Origin of the sequence: Hyphomicrobium sp. LHD-15 (genome assembly GCF_031157355.1) — a bacterium.
Lineage (GTDB): Bacteria > Pseudomonadota > Alphaproteobacteria > Rhizobiales > Hyphomicrobiaceae > Hyphomicrobium_C.
Window position 1 is genome coordinate 203,474 of the sequence record NZ_JAVIFT010000005.1, and the last position, 20,666, is coordinate 224,139.

Annotated in this window: 14 protein-coding genes and 2 tRNA genes; 5 read left to right on the plus strand and 11 right to left on the minus strand. The window is 59.7% G+C overall.

Annotated features, from left to right (window positions below; translation table 11 throughout):
- Window positions 1–19 precede the first annotated feature (19 nt).
- The 4 genes from RCO24_RS15825 to RCO24_RS15840 form a co-directional block, all read right to left on the minus strand.
- Window positions 20–970: a FecR domain-containing protein gene (locus RCO24_RS15825; RefSeq protein WP_308963471.1), complete on the minus strand. Its 951-nt coding sequence runs from the start codon at window positions 968–970 to the stop codon at window positions 20–22.
- A 126-nt stretch (window positions 971–1,096) separates the two neighbouring features.
- On the minus strand, window positions 1,097–1,606 hold the full coding sequence (locus RCO24_RS15830; RefSeq protein ID WP_308963473.1) for a sigma-70 family RNA polymerase sigma factor: 510 nt from the start codon (window positions 1,604–1,606) through the stop codon (window positions 1,097–1,099).
- A 377-nt stretch (window positions 1,607–1,983) separates the two neighbouring features.
- Window positions 1,984–2,397: a cytochrome c gene (locus tag RCO24_RS15835; RefSeq protein ID WP_308963474.1), complete on the minus strand. Its 414-nt coding sequence runs from the start codon at window positions 2,395–2,397 to the stop codon at window positions 1,984–1,986.
- A gap of 101 nt (window positions 2,398–2,498) precedes the next feature.
- A complete protein-coding gene (locus RCO24_RS15840) occupies window positions 2,499–4,403 on the minus strand; it encodes a PQQ-binding-like beta-propeller repeat protein (RefSeq protein WP_308963475.1) in 1,905 nt (634 codons plus the stop codon).
- A gap of 1,121 nt (window positions 4,404–5,524) precedes the next feature.
- On the opposite strand from RCO24_RS15840, the gene RCO24_RS15845 reads away from it, so the two are divergent.
- The gene (locus RCO24_RS15845) at window positions 5,525–9,670 is read left to right on the plus strand and encodes a HigA family addiction module antitoxin (protein ID WP_308963476.1); all 4,146 of its coding nucleotides are present in this window, start codon (window positions 5,525–5,527) and stop codon (window positions 9,668–9,670) included.
- Window positions 9,671–10,008: 338 nt separating this feature from the next.
- Here RCO24_RS15845 and RCO24_RS15850 read toward each other — a convergent pair whose 3' ends face one another.
- Window positions 10,009–10,131, minus strand: a complete 123-nt coding sequence (locus RCO24_RS15850; protein ID WP_308963477.1) for a hypothetical protein — start codon at window positions 10,129–10,131, stop codon at window positions 10,009–10,011.
- 884 nt (window positions 10,132–11,015) lie between these two features.
- On the opposite strand from RCO24_RS15850, the gene RCO24_RS15855 reads away from it, so the two are divergent.
- The gene (locus RCO24_RS15855; RefSeq protein ID WP_308963478.1) at window positions 11,016–12,122 is read left to right on the plus strand and encodes a hypothetical protein; all 1,107 of its coding nucleotides are present in this window, start codon (window positions 11,016–11,018) and stop codon (window positions 12,120–12,122) included.
- A 76-nt stretch (window positions 12,123–12,198) separates the two neighbouring features.
- Here RCO24_RS15855 and RCO24_RS15860 read toward each other — a convergent pair whose 3' ends face one another.
- Window positions 12,199–12,378 carry a hypothetical protein gene (locus RCO24_RS15860; RefSeq protein ID WP_308963480.1) on the minus strand — a complete coding sequence of 60 codons (180 nt, stop codon included), beginning with the start codon at window positions 12,376–12,378 and terminating at the stop codon, window positions 12,199–12,201.
- Window positions 12,379–12,856: 478 nt separating this feature from the next.
- On the opposite strand from RCO24_RS15860, the gene RCO24_RS15865 reads away from it, so the two are divergent.
- Window positions 12,857–14,146 (plus strand): hypothetical protein, encoded by a 1,290-nt coding sequence (locus tag RCO24_RS15865; RefSeq protein WP_308963481.1) that lies wholly within the window; start codon window positions 12,857–12,859, stop codon window positions 14,144–14,146.
- Here the strand turns inward: RCO24_RS15865 and RCO24_RS15870 are convergent.
- Complete coding sequence (locus RCO24_RS15870) at window positions 14,117–15,304, minus strand: SOS response-associated peptidase (RefSeq protein ID WP_308963482.1); 1,188 nt, start codon at window positions 15,302–15,304, stop codon at window positions 14,117–14,119. The two genes, RCO24_RS15865 and RCO24_RS15870, sit on opposite strands and share 30 nt — an antisense overlap.
- Before the next feature lie 103 nt (window positions 15,305–15,407).
- Here RCO24_RS15870 and RCO24_RS15875 point away from each other — a divergent pair.
- Window positions 15,408–15,477 (plus strand) — tRNA-Ser (locus RCO24_RS15875).
- Window positions 15,478–15,623: 146 nt separating this feature from the next.
- Here the strand turns inward: RCO24_RS15875 and RCO24_RS15880 are convergent.
- Window positions 15,624–15,700 (minus strand) — tRNA-Arg (locus tag RCO24_RS15880).
- Between the two features lie 790 nt (window positions 15,701–16,490).
- On the minus strand, window positions 16,491–17,255 hold the full coding sequence (locus RCO24_RS15885) for a hypothetical protein (RefSeq protein WP_308963483.1): 765 nt from the start codon (window positions 17,253–17,255) through the stop codon (window positions 16,491–16,493).
- Between the two features lie 115 nt (window positions 17,256–17,370).
- Here RCO24_RS15885 and RCO24_RS15890 point away from each other — a divergent pair, with 115 nt between their 5' ends.
- Window positions 17,371–17,607: a multiprotein-bridging factor 1 family protein gene (locus tag RCO24_RS15890; protein WP_374990972.1), complete on the plus strand. Its 237-nt coding sequence runs from the start codon at window positions 17,371–17,373 to the stop codon at window positions 17,605–17,607.
- Here RCO24_RS15890 and RCO24_RS15895 read toward each other — a convergent pair.
- Window positions 17,604–19,451, minus strand: coding sequence for a phage tail tape measure protein (locus RCO24_RS15895; protein ID WP_308963486.1), 1,848 nt, complete (start codon window positions 19,449–19,451; stop codon window positions 17,604–17,606). The genes RCO24_RS15890 and RCO24_RS15895 overlap by 4 nt on opposite strands.
- Before the next feature lie 331 nt (window positions 19,452–19,782).
- Window positions 19,783–20,253 carry a hypothetical protein gene (locus RCO24_RS15900; protein WP_308963488.1) on the minus strand — a complete coding sequence of 157 codons (471 nt, stop codon included), beginning with the start codon at window positions 20,251–20,253 and terminating at the stop codon, window positions 19,783–19,785.
- Window positions 20,254–20,666: the final 413 nt, after the last annotated feature.

The following is a 20,666-nucleotide window of genomic DNA, read 5'->3' on the forward strand; positions in this document are numbered from 1 at the left end:
TTCTGCGCCGCCCTTTCTTTTAGATCGTGCTGAGCACGCTGAGCCACGGCGTGATCTGGCGGACGCGCCCGCCATAGGGACTGACCACCGCTTCGAGCGCGGCCGTCGGATCGCTGAGATCGTAGAGCCCGCTGACGCGCGAAGCCGCCAGTCCCGGCTGGGCAACGATGACCCGCGCCGATTGCCAGCGCGCGATCTCCGCGACGACTGTATCGATACGCTCCTGATCGGCAACGAGAAGACGCTGGCGCCATGCGGCGACCTGATCGGCCTGGCGGTGGCCCTGCTGGCGCGCGTCGCGATCCGGTCCGACCGCCATCCAGTCACCGCCCTCGAGGAGCTTCCGCGCGCTGGCCTCTTCGTCGCTCTCGACCGCGACGTTGCCGGAGCTCGACCCCACAAAGCTGCGCCCGCCGTTCTGGCGAACCTCGAACGACATCCCCGCGTTCGCGAAGGCTTGAAGCCCGCCCGTCTGCGCCACGAACGGACGGCCCTCGCCCCCGGCGACGTCGAACAGCACCATTCCCTCGATGAGCCTCACCAGTCTTTGCGACGAGGAAAACGCGATCTGCACGGCACTGTCGGGACCGAGCGTCATTCGGCTGCCATCCGGAAGCCGGCTGACATCGATCGCACCGATCTCCGTCGTCACATCGGCCTGCCAGCGCCGCCACAACTCCGGCCCCTTGATCAGGCCGGCCCCGACCGTGACGGCCCCGACACCAGTCAGGATGTTACGCCGCGTCACGTCGCGCGCTTTCTTGCGCTTGCTTTCGTGCTCCGACACACCCGTCGCTTCGCCCGTCAGGCGGTAGAGACGTTTCGCGTCGTCCCACGCCGCACGGTGTTCGTCGCTCTGCGCCGAGAACGCCGTGATGGCCTCGCGCAATTCGGCATCGTCAGGCGCGGACTGCCACCGCAAGAGCAGCGCCATCGCTTCGTTCCAGAGGTCTTCTCTGTCAGCCGCCATCTCTATCCCGAGCAAATCCGTTTCGCGGTGACGCTCCATAGAACGAGCGATGCGCACGCGCCATATATGTCATGACGAACGGATCGGGCTGATTTCCACACTGGTGCGAGGCAGACCGGGGTGAGCTCAGCCCGCGCCGGCTTCCCGCAGGCGATCGCGAACGATCCGGTACCCTTCGAGCACCAGACGCCCCGCCAGCGAGGTCGAGATCCCGAGCGCTTTGCCGATCTGCACCAAGGTGTGATCGCCAAGCCTATGCATTTCCAGCGCTTTGCGCGTTCTGGGCGGCAACGATGCGATCGCAGCGAGGGTAATCGCAAGCGCCTGCCTGTCGGCTGCGACGGCTTCAGGAGACGGCGCCGGATCGACGAGTGCGAACAGATCGGCCTCGGAAGCCTGAACGAACGCACGATGCTTGCGGACATGATCGATCGCGAGATTGCGAGCGATCTGCGACAGGTAAGCTTTCTCATCGCGGATGGCCTGCGATTGCGCAGCACCGAGAACGTTGATGAAGGTGTCTTGGACGAGATCCTCGGCGGTAGCTTGATTGCCGACGATCCGGTGGATCAGCCGCCCGAGCCGGCTTCGTTCGGACACATACAAACCCGCCAACTCGAACGCACGCGTCGTCATTCCCTGGTCCCCGTCCCCATATGCGCCGAGGAACTCACACTCCGTCTCACCCGGTCGCAGGGGCTGATCGTGTCCTAGCAGTCCGAAAATTGATGTGCAAACCCAATAGTTTAAACCCATTCAAAACGAGCGCGACGGCCGACCATAAAACCGTACTTGAGGAGTACACTTAAACCTTGAAATCGTTGTGCTTTGGCTAAACCTCGCACACGCTGAACCGTATACGTCCCTTCGCGGGCTGAGCGACCGGTTTGAAAAGAATCGTTGCGATTTGGCAACTCGCGCGGCACGCGCCTCGGACACGACGCAAATCGCGACGGATAACCGAGACCCGCAGCGATCGTAAAATCCGTTTCGATATCGGGCAGGAACCCGCCCTACCATTTCCCCAGAGACTTCAGATACGCGACAATCTCCCAGATCTCTTCAGGACTGAACACGTCTCCCCAGGGCGGCATCGGCGTCGCGCCTTTTCCCCCATCCCGGATGGTGTTGTAGACGTACTCCTCGCTAAGCCCCGTGCGATCGACGAAGAGGGTCGGGTTCTGGCCATGGCAGTAGGCAGCGCACGTGGCGTTGAAGGTGCCCTCGCCCGTCTTGATCCGTTTCGGATCTGAGAGATCGAAAGGCGCCGTTCCGGCATGGTTTTCCGAACTCTCCGGAGTCTGGCCACTGTCGCTCGGCGGCACACCACCGGCCTGCACAGAACTGGGAAGGCAGCCGAACGCGATAGCGGCCGCCAACATCATTCCAAACGCTTTCGCGCCTCGTTTGTGATCGTGCTTCTTCATTGTCACCGTTGATCCGTTCACGTCGACACCGCTTCAAAGGAGCGGCCTGCAATGGCTTCAGCCCGCCCCGGACGGGGCGGGCTGTTCGCTTTGAGAGAACGTCAGTTCACTTGCACGGCGACAAGCTCGGAGGGCGTGCCCGCCCCGCCGACAGGCGCCACGACGAACTGCTTGTCACCAACGGTGTAGGACATCAGCGCCCCATACACGCCGAGCGGCAGTTCGATCTCACCGAGGAGATCGCCGGTCTTGGCGTCGTAAGCGTAGAGCGCCGACTCGTCCTGCTTCTCCTTGTTCTGGGCGATCAGCGCATTGCCGCGCGTGTTGAGGCCCAGCACGTCGTAGGCGCCGTTGGGAGCCGTGAACACGATGTCGTCGGTGATCACGATGAAGCTCTGGTGCGTCGCGCCCACTCGGTCGAGCCCTGCCGCCTTGATGGCAGGGTGATTGACCGGTCCACGGCCGGCCGGAACCCGCCACTTGTGGTCACCTGTGTTCATGTCGATCGCCGTGATCGTCGAGAACGGCGGCTTGAACAGCGGCAATCCATCCGGGCCACCAACACCCGCCCAGGTGCCGGTGTACTTGTGTGCCGATGCGCCTTCGACTTCCTTCTTGATCTTGATCGCGAACGGAATGGTGAAGGACGGCACATAGAGCACGCCGGTCTTCGGATTGTGTGCTGCACCTGCCCAGCTCGCGCCGCCGAGAACGCCGGGAACCAGCAGCGTGCCTGCCTTTTCCATGCTCGGAGGCGTGAACAGCGGACCATACTTGTAGCGATTGAGGATCTTCTTCGCCTGTTCCTTGAGTTCAGGCGTAAGATCGATCAGGTCGGCTTCGCTCGCACCTTGCTGGATGTAGGGCGCGGGCTTGGACGGGATCGGCTGCGTCGGCGAGTATTCCTCGCCAGGCACGTCGCCGGCCGGGACGGCCTTCTCGTCGATGGGCCAAATTGGCTTACCGGTGGTGCGGTCGAAGGCATAGACATAGCCTTGCTTCGTCACCTGCACGGCGGCCTTGATCTTCTTCCCGTCAACCGTGATGTCCATCAGGTTCGGGCCAGTCGGGATGTCGTAGTCCCAAAGGCCGTGATGGACGATCTGGTAATGCCAGACGCGCTTGCCGGTCTTGCCGTCCAACGCCACAAGCGTTTCCGCGAACAGGTTGTTGCCGAGACGATGGCCGCCGTAGAAATCGTTCGAGGGCGTCGAAAGCGGTAGATAGACCGTGCCCGTTTCGTCGTCGCACGAGGGACGCGACCACAGGTTCGTGCCGCCCGTCTCCTCAAGCCCGCTCTTCCACGTCTCGGCGCCGGCCTCACCCGCAAGCGGCGGGTTGTGGAACATCCAGACCCGCTTTCCGGTCTTCAGATCGAAGGCCGGGAGGTCACCGTTCGGATGATACTTGAACGGCGGCCGGCCGCTGGCAAACGAGTCGAGGACCGCCAAGCTCGGAATGACGTTGCCGCCGCACACGATCGGCGGAGAGCTTACGGTGACGAGGTCGCGCTGCACGGGGCGGCGCTTGTGGATAGTCAGGTCGACGCGACCTTTTTCACCCCAGCTCTCGACGACCTTGCCCGTCTCGGCCTCGAGCATGATCAGGAAGCCGTCCGGCGTTCCCGCAATAATGCGCTTCTGGCCGTCGACCACCACATACGTCAGGCCGCGGCTGATGAAGCCAAGGTTGGGCGCCTGCCCAGCCAGATAGCCTTGCGGGTCGTAGAGCCATTTCTCCTTGCCCGTCGCGCCATCGACTGCCGTGACGATGCCAAGCGGCGAGGTCGCGTAAACGATGCCGTCGATGGCCAGCGGCGTCGACTCGTTGACCCAGGTGCGCAGATCCGGGTTCTCGGCCGCAAGGTCGTTGCCCGGCAGCGGAAGGCGCCACGCGATCTTCATGTTTTTGACGGATGCGGCTGTCGCCTTGCCGCCGGCGAGATACCTCGCGCTCGTCTTGTCTCCAGTGTACTCGGTCCAGTTTTGGTCACCGGCCTTAGCCATGCTGGCGCAGACCGCCATGCACGCAATGAGCGACCACCTCGCCAGCCCGCGTTTGCCCTTGGAAAGCATTTTCCTCGCCCTTCGCTGTTTCGTTCTTCTTTGGAACGCGTCGAAAGGCACTCGAACGAAGCCCCCTTCGCGTTTGCAAAATCTCCGCGAATTCCACTCGTCGCGTGATCCATGCGGGAAAGAAGAGAAGGCAAGCGCTATGCCAAGCCGATTAGCCGGCTTGGTACGCAAAGTTATCCCAACCGATTTCCGGGATCATCGAGCCAGTCAGCGCATATAAATTTTAAATTAACATATTGATCACGCAGCAACATATGTGCGGCGCTGATCTTTTGAAAAAATGGCATAATTCCACATTTGAAAAATTCATTTCCGCGCAAACAAAAGATGGATGCGAATTTCACGCGCGTCCACATTGCGTCATGTGTTGCAACTGTAAGATTGCAATTTCCGAAATGTCCTGAATTGAATGGGAATAAATAGAAACAAAGCAGGGAAGTTTTCTCGATTTACGGCCAGATATTTCCCGATTTTCCGTCCACCGCCTGCTTCGGCAAGCTCGGCGAAAACCTGTGTCTGGCCACGACGCTTCCCGTTGTCGGCCTACATGCCGGTCTCGTGGGCGCGCACCCGATCAACCTGACGCCGCGCTCAAACCCATGAGCAGAACGGCATGCGATTTGACCCCTCCGGTCTCGCAACGGAATGCAGCAGCCTGTGCAAACGGGCGGGCTTGGAAACAGGATGCGCGAGGGGGGCAAGGTCACGCCGGGCACCCACACCGTATTGCCTTCCGACGAAGCAGAGTCGGCGCAGCATTCGCGGCCGAAAACAGCGCGATCGAACGACACCCGCCGGCAACACAAGCGAGAATTAACACATTGAATTTTATTGATAAATCGAGTGGCGGTCCCTACGGGACGGCCATAACGCAACGATATCAGCCGCTTACGGGATGGTGGGAAACCAATCGTTGCCGCGATTTTACGGGGTTTTTCGCCCCCGGTTTCCCACCGTCGGCGCGATCCGATAGTAAATTTCAAATGTAGCCTGTTGCGCTACACGCTACGATTTGCTAAGTGGTCTGCAATCGGGAGTAAGCGAGGTCGACCATGAGCAAAAAGCGTCCTTCGAGGCAATCAATCGGCCCAGAACAGGCCGTTCACCCTGGGGCCTATATCCGCAGAACTGTTCTGGCCCCGAAAAAGATGTCTGTGACGGCGGCAGCCAAGATCGTCGGCGTCGGCCGTCCAGCCCTTTCCAACTTCCTCAATGGACATGTCGCAACCACGTCCGACATGGCGGCGCGACTTGAGCGGGCCTTTGGTCTGTCAGCGCAAAGCCTTCTCGATATGCAGGCAGCGTACGACGCCGCCCAAGCCCGAACCAAAGGAACGCCAGCAAATACGAGGGCTTATGTCCCGGCATTCCTCGATATCAAGGCCAACGATGTTGAAAGCTGGGCCACATCCACCATTTCGGCCCGCGGAAGGCTGCCAGTGCTGCTTAGAACGCTGGTGAACTCCACCGGGGTCGATCTGCAGAAGGTCGACTTTCCTGGAAACGACGATTCCCAACGTCCGGGGTGGGACGGATTCGTGGAGGCGAACGACGTCACCCCCTGGATCCCGCGCGGAGTGTCGGGCTGGGAACTGGGCACCAACAAGGACATCAAGAGCAAAGCAGACCAAGATTATGGCAAGAGCGTCGAGGCGACGTCTGTAGCCGATCGTATTGAGACCACATTCGTCTTTGTCACGCCGCGCCGTTGGGCCGGAAAACTCAAATGGGTGGAGGAGCATCGGAAGACGGGGCAATGGAAGGATGTTCGGGCGTACGACGCCAGCGATCTTGAGCAATGGCTCGAGCAATCAATCGCCGGACAGGTGTGGTTTGCGAACGAGACGCAGCGTCATTCACGCGGGATTCGCTCCCTCGATCAGTGCTGGTCAGACTGGGCGAACGTTTCGGAGCCCCCCCTTGTCAGCTCGCTCTTTGCGCCGGCAATCGAAAGCGCCCAGCGCGGCATGCGCGCGCGGTTGGCCGACGCTCCGGGCAGACCAACTGTTGTGACCGCGGACTCCTCGGAGGAAGCGCTGGCCTTCTTGGCTCAACTGTTTGGGCACGCCGGCGGCGAGCTTGCGGACTATCGAGACCGCGTCCTCGTTTTCGACGAACCGAACATTCTCCCGAAGCTTGCGCAGGGGGCGACAAACTTTGTCGCAGTGACTTCAAACCGTGAGGTAGAGCGGGAACTGGCGCGGCTTGGCTCGAATCTGCACGCCATCCTCGTCTATCCTCGCAATGCCGCAAACGTAGAGCCCAACATTGTGCTCGAACCACTCAATCCAATTGCGTTCCGCACATCGCTCGAGGAAATGGGCTTCGACCGCGACAATATCGAAACCTACAGCAAAGAATCTGGTCGCTCTCTGACGGTTCTCCGCCGCCGCATGTCGGACGTCCCGGCTATCCGGACGCCGGCGTGGGTCGCGAACGAGCAAACTGCCGCGAGCCTCATCCCGTTCCTTCTTGTGGGGGCGTGGAATTCCGCCAACACCGCCGATCAGCAGATCCTTGTGGAACTTTCGAACGGGCGTACCTACGAGAGCCTCGAGAAGGAATTCCAACACCTTGCGCGTTTGAATGATGCACCTGTTTGGTCGGCGGGCACATTCCGAGGTGTGGTCTCCAAGATCGACCTCTTGTTTGCGATTTGCGGTTCTCTCACACGTGAGGATCTTGAGCGATATTTTCGAGTAGCAAAGGTCGTGTTGGGAGAGGACGACCCGGCGCTGGATATTCCCGAAGACCAGCGTTGGTGGAAGGCCGCATTTCAAGGCAAAGTGAGAGAGTACTCCGGGGCACTCCGCGAGGGCATCTCCGAGACGCTAACGCTGCTTTCGGTTCATGGCAGGCAGCTCTTGCGCGCGCGGCTTGGCATTGATCCTGAGTTAGAGGCCATAAAGCTTGTGCGTGGGGTGTTGACGCCACTCACAACGCGGACTCTCGAAGCGAATGACCCAGACCTGCCAACATACGCCGAGGCCGCACCAGAAGATTTCCTGAGTATTCTAGAACGCGACCTCGCAGGGGCGACCCCGGCAAGCCTCGGCCTCCTGCGGCCGGTCGACAGCGGTGTGTTCGGTAGTCGATGCGCGCGCACCGGATTGCTGTGGGCACTCGAAAGTCTGGCCTGGAACCAGGACACTTTACCCAGGGCGGCGCTCATTCTGGCGCGTCTGGCCGCGATCGAGATCGACGACAACTGGGCCAACAAGCCGATCAATTCGCTGCTTGCGATTTTCCGATGCTGGATGCCGCAAACGGCCGCTAGCCTCGAACAACGGGTCGCCGTCGTAAAGCTTTTGGCCGAGAAGTTCCCGGATGTCGCGTGGAGGATCTGTGTCGATCAATTCAGCACGTCGTCGCAAATCGGCGAGTACAGTTACAAGCCGCGCTGGCGCACGGATGCCCATGGATTCGGCCAGCCTCTTGCAACCTGGGCGCCGATCGTCTCGTTCAGAACGCAGATGATCGATATGGCCCTCCGCTGGAAGGGACAGGATCGCGATACGCTATGCAATCTTATCGAGCATTTTCCGGACTTTGACGACGGACAACGGTCAATCGTGTGGGGGCTGGTGGATACCTGGGCCCAGTCAGGTGTACCCGACATGGACAAGGCCATTGTGCGCGAGAAGATCCGCCTCTCGATCATGTCGCGGCGCGGCGCAATGCGCTTGCAACGGCGAGGAACCTCGATCCAGCCGAAGCGCGCTAGCGCAGCTTATCGCGCGCTGGAGCCATCTGACATTGTGATCAAGCACGAATGGCTGTTCCGAACCATGTGGGTCGAGGAGTCCGCCGACGAACGCGGCGCCGAAGACCTCGACTACCACAAGCGCGAAGAACGCGTCACCAAAGAGCGCGTAATTGCCCTGCGGGAAATTTTATCGGCCCGCGGGATCCAGGGCGTGTTCGATCTAGCCGAGATGGGGAAAGCGGCGTCCGAGATCGGGCGCTTGCTGGTTAGCCGCATCTTGAAGGTAACCGAAGTGGCCGAGTTCTTGTTCGCCGCCTTGCCGCCCGGAGCGAACAGCGCCTCGTGGGCGAAGTGCAATTTGATCTACGGCGGGTTGCAGGCCCTACCAAATGATGACGCCCGGACGCAGGTGCTCGGAGAGCTGCGCCAGAAGCTTCCACAGGGCGAGTTTGCGCGGATCCTCCAGCTCGCGCCTTTCAACCGAAGCACTTGGACCCTTGTCGATCAGCTGGATGAGTTCCATCGGCGGACCTACTGGGACGATGTCGAATGCGAATGGCGCTTTCAAAACGACGACGAACTCAATGAAGCCATCGAGCGCCTGCTCGCGGTCCAGCGTCCACGCGCGGCATTCGCCTGTGTACGGTATAAACTCGATATTATCGACCCGAAACGCCTGTTTCGGCTGCTTTCGGAGATGGCAGTCCCAGGAGGGAAGGACAAGGAAGGCCAATATCGGCTGGACACCCATCGGGTCGAGACGGCGTTTAAGCTGGTCGCCAACAGCCCGGAGCTCACGCTTGAAGAGAAGGCAAGATTGGAGTTTGCCTACCTAGATGTCCTTGCGCATTACGGGCGCGGAAAGCACGGAGCCTCAATACCGAGCCTGGAGAAGTACGTCGAGACACACCCCGAGCTTTTCGTCCAAGCCCTTGTGTGGACTTATCGCCGGCATGAGAAGGGTGAAGATCCTCCGGAATGGCAAGTGCCAGCGGACAAAATTGAAGGCCTTGCCACACGAGGCCACCGACTTCTTGACACCATGACGCGCATCCCGGGCCATGATCACCTCGGTGTGCTTCAGCTGGATCGGCTGACGGCCTGGATTCATGAAGTGCGGCAGGCCTGCGCGGAACTTGACCGAGCCGACGTTGCGGACATCTGCTTGGGCAAGCTCTTGTCTCATGCGCCCATCGGGAGCGACGGCGTGTGGCCGTGCGAGCCGGTGCGCCAGTTGATGGAAAACATCCAGTCAAATCACATTTCAAAGGGAGCATACACCGGTCTTTACAACGCGCGCGGCGCAACATGGCGCGATGAGGGCGGGGCGCAGGAGCGTGCATTGGCAAGCAAGTATCGCGCCTGGGCAGATGCCTTGCGCTTCTCTCACCCGTTCGTCGCGTCCACACTTCTGATGGCGATGGTCAAAACCTATGAACATGAGGCGGATAGCGAGGATACGCGCGCCGACATTAACAAGAGATTGCAATAGGGCGACGAACGGCCGGACCACCTTCCTGACTTCCCGCTGACTTCCCATCAAATTTGGGAATCAATCCCCCTTCGCGCATAGCAAAACACTCTTCGAAACAGCGACATAAAATAGGAGCAGTGGGAATCAAGCATCATGGGAAGTCAGAAAATTCTGCCCCACCTAGCGGGGTTTCGCGCGCAGCGCTGCCCGCAGGCGTTTCGGGGCTGGAAGGTACCTTGGCCTCCGTGGGCGGGCCTGGGCGGCGCGGCAGCGTGCGCTTGCCTCCGAGGCCGAAGATAGACGCGCTTGCCCCCTCGCCTCTCTGCCCTGCCCCGTCAAAGCGCCGCGCAATTGCCTCAGAGACCGTACTTCGACTTGGCCTTCTTCAACTCCACTTCGGCGCGCCCCGCACTCTCGCGCAGAAACCAACGCGCTTCCTTCGTCACCAGCGCACGGCAAAGGGCAGGGCGACGCTGCATCTCGCGCACTTGTTTCGGTCCCCAAAGCGGCTTGATCGATAGTCGCGCGTAATCCATGCGCGTGAACAGAAGGTCGCCCTTTAGGCCCCCCGGGTGAATGGCGCGGCGTGTAGGAACCCTTCGCCGTCTGAGCTCTAGCGAAAACGCCAGCGTGACTTCAACTGCCTGCGGCACTGGATTCCGCGCTTCCGAGAACGACGGGCGGCCGACCGGTAATCTTCTCAAACGCGAAGCTGCCGAGTACTGCGATCTTGAACGCGATGAAGAGCCCAAGACACGCCCATCCGATCCGATCAGTCATTTTTTTCAACATTCGGGTGCCGTTGGTTGTTTCTTTCAGACCAGCGGATTGCGCGCTCCACATCCTTCTTGAACGCCCACCGGTTCGCTATCCAGCAAACCACCACGAAAGCGGCGACAGAGAACCAAATTCCCTCGCCCAAAAGCCATTCACTCATTGCCGCCCCTCGCTTCCCGATAGCTTACTGCACTTATCCCTTTTTTGCTTTTCGATCTGCCTCAAGTCCTCGGACAATGAGTTCGCGGATCACTTGATTGCGGGTTGCGCCATCTTTGCGAGCGTCGACTAAAGTGTCGATCTCGGCAAGAAGCTCAGCCGGCAGGCGCAACGGCACCGTTAGGGCCATCGCTTTCTGATGGAGGGGAGGACGCCCCCTTTTGCGAGTCTCTCTCATGAACAAATTTTCGCATACATAAATATACGTCACAAGCTCAAATTCATCTTGATTTTCGCATACACTTAATACACAATGCAGCTTGAGACTGGGAATGCTATGTCCCAGAAAAGGAAAAGGCCGGCAGCTGCGCTAACAGCTCCGGCCCCGATGTCTCAAACCCCATCCGCAAAGATAAGGACTCTCGACATGAAACACTTACCACACTTTTCTCGTCCGCTTCCAGCGGAACCCGCCGCGCTTGTCATCGCAGGCATCGCGGCGATCGCTGGCGCCCTCGGGCTCCTGGCGCTCCAAATCGTGCTCGGCCTCGAATACACCGACGGCGGCACCGCCGGCACCCGCTGGTCGATGATCGGCGCCATGGTCACGCTCGCGCTGCTGCCGGTGTTCTGCGCCATCGCCTGGCGTACCGGTGCCCGCCTCATCGCGGGCGCGATCGGCATCTCGTTCGCCGCGTTCCTGTTCTACTCGCTGCCCGCCACATCGGGGCGCACGGGCGAGATCAAGGAGGCGAAAGCCAACATCGCCGACGACGTGGCCTCGTGGAAATCGGAGCACGACGAAAACGCCAAGCAGCTCCGATGGGCGGTGCCCGACAAGAACGCCGAATGCGCGGGGGCACCCAATCCGCTCCCGCCGAGCGGCTGGCCGAACTGCCGGCGTAAAACCGGCACGGTCACGGCGCTGCAGGAACGCCAGACGAAGCTCGAAGCCGACATCAAGGCAGCTGGGACTGCCGGCGTAACGGGCGACCTCGGCTCCACGCTGTGGGCCTGGGCGCTTTCGTGGGCGGGCTTGACGGCCGGCGCCATCCGCAAGGGCACCGTGATCGCCTTCGCCGTCGGCCTCGATTTCGCAATCTGGTCGCTGGTGGCGCTCGGCGAGTATCTGATCGCGTTGGCGCTGCAGGTGCGGCGCGAACGGAAGGCCGAGCAAACCATTACGCTCCGTAATGCCTTGCCGGTCGATGCAGCCGGACAGTCGGATTATCCGGCGCTACTCAGGAACGCTCCGGACACTCCGGATCGTCCGGCCGGCGGCACCAAGCCGGACCGTCCGGCGCCGAAAGGCCCGAAGCCGGACGGACGGACGGACGGATTGAAGGGCGAGGTGCGCAGTTACGTGCTCGGCCAGATCGCGGACGGACGGAGCGTGCCGAGCAACATTTCGTTGCAGGTGATGTTCGGAGCCCCGCGGTCGACGGTGTCGGACTGGCTCGGAGAATGGGAACGCTCCGGCGTCATCCCAGCGCGCCGGACGGTCGGACGTTGCAAGGCGATCGTACCAGCGTAGTGGGTTGGGAAAGTCCAGACTCGAACCAGACATACCGTTAGATGACTTCCCCAAAACCGCCCAGCGCCCCGGAGGCTCACCCCTCCGGGGCGTTTTCGCCAAGCAGTTCACTCAGCCGGAGATCCAACACCTTCTGGGCCACATCAGCAATCTCACGCGCCTCATTGCTATCTGGCCGCGCCGCAAGCCGAATGCGCGCGTCAACATAGACGCCCAAGGCCTCAAAAAACCTGCTTCGTTCTATTCCGTTCGCCATCGTGCCTCCTGTCACCGCTTCAAATTGCGAATGCTCTCCACAACGCCCTGCTCCGCGACCATATAGATGCGGTTTTCGCCGCTGCCTCTATCGCATCGTTTCAAGCCGAGCGTGCCAAGTCCTCATCGTGGTTTAGGCCACGTAGCGCATTTAAGCTTACGTTACGGCATCCGCTACGTCGGATGCCACCTCAGGGGGTCATCGAACGACAGCTGCCTTTCGAACAGATCGTCCAAGATTACCGCTGCCTGTTGAGCGTGATCGTCATCGCCTTTTTTCTCCTGCTGGAGTCACCTAGCCCAGTACTTATCGAGTGCCTTGTTGACGTACACTGACCTTGCCTCAAGGCAAGCTCCTCCGCTTCGCGAACGTCCGTTGCTATGGCACGCATGGCACCAGGCGGATCACTTGACTTGCTGGTCGGAACAATGCCGATAGGTCGAGTTCTAATGTTCACTCGAGACATCATTGCCTTGCGATGGTCCATTTCGCCAATCACATCAGCCCAGATCAACTCCCAACCGCGTTCCGCGCGTTGATGCAGATTGTTCCATGGAGTGTCTGGGAGAAGCGGATTGGAGAGCTTCGGCCTTTGATGAACCGGCTGCCGGCATGGGAGCAATATTTGCGGGAGAGGCATGGCTTAGAATTCGCCCTTGCCGATTCTCGAGAGTATCTCAGGAACACTGGGCGGTGGCCTTGGCCGCCGCGCACTGCTGACGAGTACCGGCTTGCCGCATTCATCACGGTGCTCGTCCGAACGTTCGGAAACGTCAGCGATCCAGCGAAGCGTCGACTGGCTGGATCAATACGCAGCGCTCTGGAAAAAGATTCAGGTCTTGGACCATTGGCGTTGGAAATGAAAGCCACTGGCTTGGCGATGAGATCCGGCTTTGACGTTACGTTCCACGATCTCGAAAATGGCGGCGGATTTGATCTTCTCGCGCAGAAGGGATCTTCGCAAATCGAGATCGAGTGCAAACACATTTCGGCGGACATCGGCCGGCAGATCCATCGCCGCAAAGTGTATGAACTTGGTGATAGACTCCAGGGATTTCTGTCAAACTTGCTAGACAAATTCGACGGAGGGATGCTGGTCCGGATCAATATCCCAGGACGGCTAACAGGCAATCCTCAGCAACAGAGCGCTATTGTTCGCAATGTTATGTCTGCGGCGGGCGGCCAACCTGTTAGCGACGACACCTGCGAAGCGCAGATTGAGCGGTTCTCACTCGAGAACTCACCGTTTTCTGGAGTATCGGGGCATCTTTCGACCCTTGAGGACGTTCAGAACTTTACTGCTCGTAGATTCAATCTCGACAACGCTCATATTCTTACCCACTGGCGCCCCGGGAAGGCCGCCGTAGTTGTTCACATTGCAAGTGCGACGCCTGACAGCGTCATCGACAGACTGTTCAAACACATGATCGATGACACAAAACATCAGCTATCAGGAACTCGGCCTGGGTGCCTATGCGTGCATCTAGCAGACCTCAGTCCGGAACAGTTGCGTGATCTAGCGAGAGCAGAAAAGTTAGGTGAAGTCACCGGCATCCGTAGAGCGATCAGCGCCTTACTGAATAGGCGTAGTCACTTGCATACGGTAGCGTTGCTGACGGACGGGGACGTCAACTTCTATCAGACGCGTATCGGGTCTAAACGAGTGACAGAAGTGGTAGAAACTGGGCCAAGTTATGTATTTTACAATCCTGACCACCCCTCCGCAAACGACCCAGCACTAAAGCATTTGTTCGGCGGAAACTCCTAGTAGGTCCTGCTTGTCCATTCCGCTCTGCACGATGCGCATGCGCTCGGCCGGATAGGTCCGCACCAGACTGTACGCTGCTTCGGGGCTGCCGGTTAGCCAGGTCTCGAAGTCCTCGGGCTCGGACAGCAGTACCGGCATGCGGTCGTGCATGATGGTGGCGGTCAGCGCGTTCGGGCTTGTGGTCATGAACGCATAGACGTCGACCTCGACCGGCTCGCCGTCCTTTTTCATCGGGCCGCGGTAGCGCTTCCAGATGCCGGGGAACGCGAACAGGGAGCGCGCATCCGAATCGTAGGGCAAAGTCTCGTCAATTCCGTCGTTTAGAGCGAACCAATGCCACCCGGCGGGCGAATTCGAATCTGGCTCGCAATAGGAGGACGCCGGCACCAGGCAACGCCGCGCCTCGAAGGATGGCCGCCAGAACGGCGACGTCAGCACGGTGTCGTCGCGCACGTTGGTCACCGGCTTCGGCGCGTAGCCTTTCCGTAGCAGCGGGAAACCCCACGTCATCGGCACCAGCTCGCGCTCGCCGTCCGACGCCACGCGCACGACCGGCGCCACCGCCTTCGGAAAGATCGCCGGCATCGGCTCGAACGCATAGGCGCGGTTGTCCGAGATCTTGAACGCCCCACGCAGCGCGTCGCGGGTCTTGGTGTTGCTGTAGAGGTTGCACATGTCGCCGAACCTAATTGATCCCAGCACAGGGGAATAGTCGATCTCGCCGGCTCCCATCGCTTTGTCGGCGAGGTAATGCATGCTCAGCGGCTCGGGCCAGACGGCAGTTCCGGTCCAGCGGTAGTGTTCGTCGATCGGCGGGTATGCGAATGGCGGCTTTCCGTCCGAATTGGGCCAGCGAACCGTCGTGCGCCGGCCGCCGCAGCGCGTGCAGCGAAATCCTGTGAGCAGCTGAGATCTCAACGCCTCGCGCCCCCACCGAATGATCAGCGGCGTAAGCGGGAGCGCTGCGCAACGGCCGCATCCCGAAACTTCGCAATAGAGCCAGAACCACGCGCCACCAGCCGAGCGGATCTCTGCCAGAGTGCGTTCCGGGCTAGGCGACGTGCGGCGCGTGATGCGCAAGCGGCGCTCAAACTCGGCGCGGCGGGCCACCAGTTCCTCGGGCGTGCATTCCAGCCGATCGTCATTCCTGGATCCCATACCTCCCGATTAGCACGTTTAGAACGAAACGGGAACATTGTTGCATGGTGATCCACCAGTCCGTATACTCATCAGTGTCGGATGCGCTCTGCGTATCCGGTATATGCTCGTAGCTCAGCGGATAGAGCGCTCGCTTGCTAAGCGAGGGGTCGTGGGTTCGATTCCCACCGGGCCCCTCTCGCTTTTTTTTGGGACTCGATTTCCTTCAGCGTCGCGTCCCAGCGCAACTTCGGCTCGTCATAGATCGCCTTATGCTCACGCTTCCTGTTCGGCCGCGAGCACTGAGCGATGCCGACCTTCCCTGCATCCGCATGAAGCGTGGCGCGCTCCGCAGGACTCGAACCTGCAACCCTCGGATTCGAAGTCCGATGCTCTATCCAATTGAGCTAGGAGCGCTGTTCGCTTCGCCGGCATCGAAGTACCGCAGAATTGAGTGCTCGCGAAACTCCGCAACTCGTCATGCAACAGGCAACGGCTGTTGCATGCCCCGTTGCATCCCCCCCGTTGCATTCATCAAACAAGCGCTAAGCGATTCCATTGACTCAGGCTTTTCGCGCTCGACCGCGTCACACAATCTAAAATGCAACCCAATTTTTGCGCTTTCACCTAGCGGGGTTTCGCGCGCAGCGCTGCCCGCAGGTGTATCGGAGCTGGAAGGTACCTTGATGGTCGCACCGGCGCCTGGGTGGCACGGCGTCACGCGTTGCGTATGAGGCCCGACTGGTTGGCTCTTCACCCTCGCGCCTTTCCATATCAAGACCGCAACGGCGACAATAAACCAACGTAGCTACTAGTTTGCCAAGCAGAATGCGGTAAGATTCTCATCTCCTGTTACCCCCCAAAAAAAGGAGTTGCGATTGATGGCAGAACACCACGGTTGGAGAGAAACTGTGCTCGACTTACTTGTCGAGCGCTTCAGATCTGCGCACCCTGAAGTGCGCCAGATCTCAGCCGGATTCTCCGAGGGAAATAACGGCGACGTTAATTTCCAAGTCCAAGATGCAAAGGATAGCCGGGTGAGAATGCATCACACTGAGCGTCGACCCGCTGCGTAGTTACGTCCGGACCAGAAGCATACGAATTGCAGAAACCCGGCCGGAAAGTTGCCGGCCGGACCATCCGGCGCCGTCTCGCTCCCGGAGTTTAATTTTGGAGCAGAACGGCGCCGATGCTATTCGTTGAAGCGCTACTCGGCGGCTTCCACCTTTACCGCCGGCTCAAGCAGGGCCCGCTCCACATCCATCCCGCCATCTTCATCACGATGAAAGCAAAGCAAGACCTTGTGCCCGAGATTTTCCAACTTGGTCGCATAGTATTCAATGCTGTGGCAGGGCACTCCCGATATCGGAATCGCTTGACCATTGTGCTTCCCGCGCGTGTTGAGGACGATCCCCAGCGCCGCAGAGACGGTCACGGCGTCATCAAAAAAGCACTCGTAAAAGCCGCCCATGCGATACATCAAGATTGCGCCGGGATGTGCAGCCCTTAGCTCCAGATATTGGTCGATCGAATTGGTCTTTGGCTTCGCCGTCGGAGTTTGCACGCGCTCGTTCTTGGCAAGTTCGTCAGACAGCTCCAACCCATCCAGGCAAAGACCGAAGCTCTCACGCCTCACGCCGTTTTGGCGGCAGAGGAATGCGCCGAGATTCCGCAAGCCCTCGTGCAACCTTTTTACCTCAGGATGATCGAAGCCTTCGGCGTCTGCGACGTCGCGTAGGGTCGCTGCGGTGGCTTCCAAAAACACAACGTACTGTTGTTCTTGTCCAGGAGCGAGTTCTGCCACAGAAGCGATATCCGAAAGCTCCTCACCACGCTGGCAATGCCCGGCGTGCTCTTCCTCCAACCCATCGACACCCGGCGCGCCAGGCTCCGCAGTGCTCAACTGCGCAAACACCGGAGAATCTATCCTCTGCAGCTCAACGAGCTCGTTCGCAATCTCTGTGAAATTCATGACGCAACTCCTTTTTCACGGATTTTCCGTGAAGGCGAGATTCGCATGCAGAGAGGCAACGCGTCAATGCCGCCATTGGTTTGACTCGAATCTTTTACGCTGGCTTGTCGGCCATATGATCACCGCCGGACAATGTCGAGCTGCACGAGGCCTGCTTGGATGGACTCAGGAGCAGCTTGCCGGCGCCGCAGGAATTGGTCTCTCGTCGATCCTGTACCTTGAGCGCGAGAAGCGCACGGTGTCAGACGAGATCAACGTAAGCATTCAGAAGGCGCTCGAGCGCGCCGGCGTGGAATTCATCCCGGAGAATGGCGGCGGTGCCGGCGTCCGTCTGAAGCGTCGCAAAACCTAACGGCCGGCATCCGGCATCGACTTGCCGGTGTTCAGGTTGCCTTTGAGATCTCCTCCGGTCTGCTTCGTCACCTCGCCATTGCCCTTGACGGTGACCTCGAGCTCCATCTTACCAGCCACGGTCCCCTGCACGTCGGCCTGCACGCGTCCCGTCACATCGATTGTCTGGGGCCCGGCCAACGGTTCAATGTCGCGGATCAACCCGCGCTGGCCGAAGTCAAAACGATCAACCGGTGCCGGAGGAACGTTAGGTCCAACCGGAGCCGGCGTTAGATTGCTGAATGGGTCCGAGAAGAATGACGCAATGTGATCCTTCCACTCCCGCATCTTGGCTTCGATCTCATCCCAATTCTCGTACGCTTGGTATCCGAGATAGCCGGCGGCCCCGACACCCAGCGCCGCTAACCCCAAAGGGGTGCCGGCCAATAGCGTCAATCCAGTTGCGAGGGTCGGCAAAACACCCGCCAGCGCGGCAATGCCGCCTACGGCCCAGCCTGCTGCACCCAGCGCGAGCAGACCCGCGGCAAGACCGCCAAGTACTTCCACGACCGATGGCGGCAACGAAGCAATCCCGTCGGCGAGCCGTCCGAAGACGCTGATGAGGTTGTTTACACCATCGGTCTCGCGCAGTTTGATCAGAGCGCGGCTCAATGAGGACACTGACTCTTCCCAGCGACCTGCTGCTGATTCCTTGTAGGCCTGAACTCGCGTGTCCTGCCCTCGTCCGGTCGCACTCTGGCTTAGCCCGAGGTACCGGTCCATCCACTCCGAATGTCCAAGAAGAGCACTCATTTTGCTGTAGTGGTGCTTGGTGAACGCCTCGATGAATGCCGCGTCAGAGAACTTGCCCTCCTTCTGGAGCTCAGCAATGTCGCGAAGATACCCGTAGTAATCGACCTTGCCTCCGGACGTCACGATCGCATTGAGCACCTTCATGTGCGTATCGTCGATGCTCTCTTTCGCACCCGTCGCCTTGTTCAGAATACCGGCGATTTCGCCGATGAACCCAGGATCAGCACCGCGACCAGATTTGAAAGCTTCAGTGAGCTTCTGAAACAGGCTCTGTTTGAGCGCCTTGTCGATGTATCCAGGAAAAAGTTGAACGAGCTGGTTTACCGAGCGCCTGGGATCCGCCGCGGTGATGTCGAGATATTTTGATCGATCAATTCCCGCGGCCGAAAGTGCCGAGCTGTGCGGAAGCGTCGGGCTGATGAGCCGAACCAAACCCATTTTGAGCGCGGTTCCGGTCTCGATATCGTCTTGCCCAAACTTGGTCGCCGTGCCCAACAGAGCATTGGCTTGGTCAATCGTTCCGCCGGACAACGCAAACGCACCGGCAAACTGGCGTAAGCCTTCCGAAAAACTCGATATATCCGTTGGCGCAGCGGCCGCCACGGTCGCGATTTTGTCCGCGGTTGCTTTGACCCACTCATTGTAGGCTTGCGGGTCTTCCGGAGCATTGAACATTGCAGCCAGCTTGCCCAGAAACTCGGCGGCCTCGGCCGGAGCGTATTCCTGCTCGGCCATATTCCAGATCGCGGCATTTCTTGCGACGCTCTCGGCTTGCTTGAGCGAGACGCCGAGCTTCGCAGCTGCTTCAGCCGCTTGCATAAGACCAGTCGGCGAAAAACCAAGCTGTTCAGACAAGCTCATGACCGAGCGCTTCAGCTGCTCTGCGTCCCGCTGCAGAAGCTTCACGTCATTGACTTGACGGAGATTGCCTAGGTCGTCCATCGCCGACATCGCAGCCAACTGCACGCCGAGCAGACGTCGCTCGAACTCCTGCGTTGCGTAGATCGTTGCGCCGAGCCCGAGTGTCGTTGGTCCGGAAAGCGTGCGCCCCATGCGGGAGAATGTGTTGCGCGCCGCAGCAGCTCGGCCGGCAAGCCGGTCGCCAGCCGTCACAACGCGAGACGTCAAAGTATTGAGGGCGCCGCCCATCGCCCTCACTGGACCGGAAAAGCGATCAATTGCGGTGATGATCGCGTTCGCTCGAAGATCCATCGCTATTGCCTCGGAAGTAGCCGCACGGCGTCAGTAACGTTTTGTTCGAGATACTGGCGGCGGTCCTGCTCGAGCTGATGGCGCACCCGGAAGAATTCCAAGGCGTGCCCATGCCAGAATCTAATTTTCTCGGGAGTCCACTGCTCGATGTACCAGGGGTCTACGCCGCAGATTAGCCAGAGCTCGACTGCGGCTTGTTCAAATTTCCCACGACGAAGACGTTCACCGCTTCGACGACGGCCTTGCTCAGGTTGTAACCGTCGATTGGATCGAGCGTGGAGAGCACAATCTGGTCAATGTTGGAAAGCCGAGACGCCCAGCGCATAAGTCGCTGCAGATCGATCTTGCTTTCCATCTGACGGGCCTCGCCGTCGGCGTTCGAAAACACAAGGTTCTCGACCGGGCCGATCTCGATAAACTCGCCGAACTGGGGCTTTCGAAGAACGATCTCTCGAACGTCGCCTTGGTGGGTCTTGAGCGGCCGCGAGAGCGGCACGGTAGCGCAGGCAGACACATTAGCTGGGGTGGAAATTGCTACGGCAGCGTTTTGCATAGTGCGTTCTTTCAATGTTGAAGATTTGGGCCAGTCAAATGGTTCAGCGTCTGGTCTCGCTTTCGCCGCCCCGTCGCGGTCGGCTAACATCAGCTGTGGCCGGCAGGATGCTGCTCAGGTCGAATTGGAGCAGGCGATCGCATTCACGGCGCCGGGAATGTGCAAGCAGCCGAAGAACGGCAGGGTTATTCGCGTCCAGGTTCATTCGGACAAACCTCCTCTAGCGGAAACGGGATGATCTCCGCAGTTCGCCGCGGAGGTGGCGTTACGCAAAGAACGATAGGGGCAAGACCGTCTTCGACGATCTCAACCGTCCGAGAGACGCGAACAAGATCGATGTTGCCAAACCTCTCGATTGCGTCGCTTTCGCAGTACGCAAACAGTCGTTGCGCTTGGTCGGCGACACCGGGTGCAAAGGCGATTTCCAAATTCATGGATCAGCAGCTCCCTATTGGTCCCAACAGGCCCCCCCAGCGCACCGAATGACTGAAACCGCGCGCTGG

Excerpts from the sequence above, each read along its gene's own strand:
- RCO24_RS15825 (WP_308963471.1), bottom strand. The coding sequence starts at position 970 with ATGGCGGCTGACAGAGAAGACCTCTGGAACGAAGCGATGGCGCTGCTC.
- RCO24_RS15830 (WP_308963473.1), bottom strand. The coding sequence starts at position 1,606 with ATGACGACGCGTGCGTTCGAGTTGGCGGGTTTGTATGTGTCCGAACGA.
- RCO24_RS15835 (WP_308963474.1), bottom strand. The coding sequence starts at position 2,397 with ATGAAGAAGCACGATCACAAACGAGGCGCGAAAGCGTTTGGAATGATG.
- RCO24_RS15840 (WP_308963475.1), bottom strand. The coding sequence starts at position 4,403 with ATGGCTAAGGCCGGTGACCAAAACTGGACCGAGTACACTGGAGACAAG.
- RCO24_RS15845 (WP_308963476.1), top strand. The coding sequence starts at position 5,525 with ATGAGCAAAAAGCGTCCTTCGAGGCAATCAATCGGCCCAGAACAGGCC.
- RCO24_RS15850 (WP_308963477.1), bottom strand. The coding sequence starts at position 10,131 with ATGCAGCGTCGCCCTGCCCTTTGCCGTGCGCTGGTGACGAAGGAAGCG.
- RCO24_RS15855 (WP_308963478.1), top strand. The coding sequence starts at position 11,016 with ATGAAACACTTACCACACTTTTCTCGTCCGCTTCCAGCGGAACCCGCC.
- RCO24_RS15860 (WP_308963480.1), bottom strand. The coding sequence starts at position 12,378 with ATGGCGAACGGAATAGAACGAAGCAGGTTTTTTGAGGCCTTGGGCGTC.
- RCO24_RS15865 (WP_308963481.1), top strand. The coding sequence starts at position 12,857 with ATGGTCCATTTCGCCAATCACATCAGCCCAGATCAACTCCCAACCGCG.
- RCO24_RS15870 (WP_308963482.1), bottom strand. The coding sequence starts at position 15,304 with ATGGGATCCAGGAATGACGATCGGCTGGAATGCACGCCCGAGGAACTG.
- RCO24_RS15885 (WP_308963483.1), bottom strand. The coding sequence starts at position 17,255 with ATGAATTTCACAGAGATTGCGAACGAGCTCGTTGAGCTGCAGAGGATA.
- RCO24_RS15890 (WP_374990972.1), top strand. The coding sequence starts at position 17,371 with ATGATCACCGCCGGACAATGTCGAGCTGCACGAGGCCTGCTTGGATGG.
- RCO24_RS15895 (WP_308963486.1), bottom strand. The coding sequence starts at position 19,451 with ATGGGGCGCACGCTTTCCGGACCAACGACACTCGGGCTCGGCGCAACG.
- RCO24_RS15900 (WP_308963488.1), bottom strand. The coding sequence starts at position 20,253 with ATGTTAGCCGACCGCGACGGGGCGGCGAAAGCGAGACCAGACGCTGAA.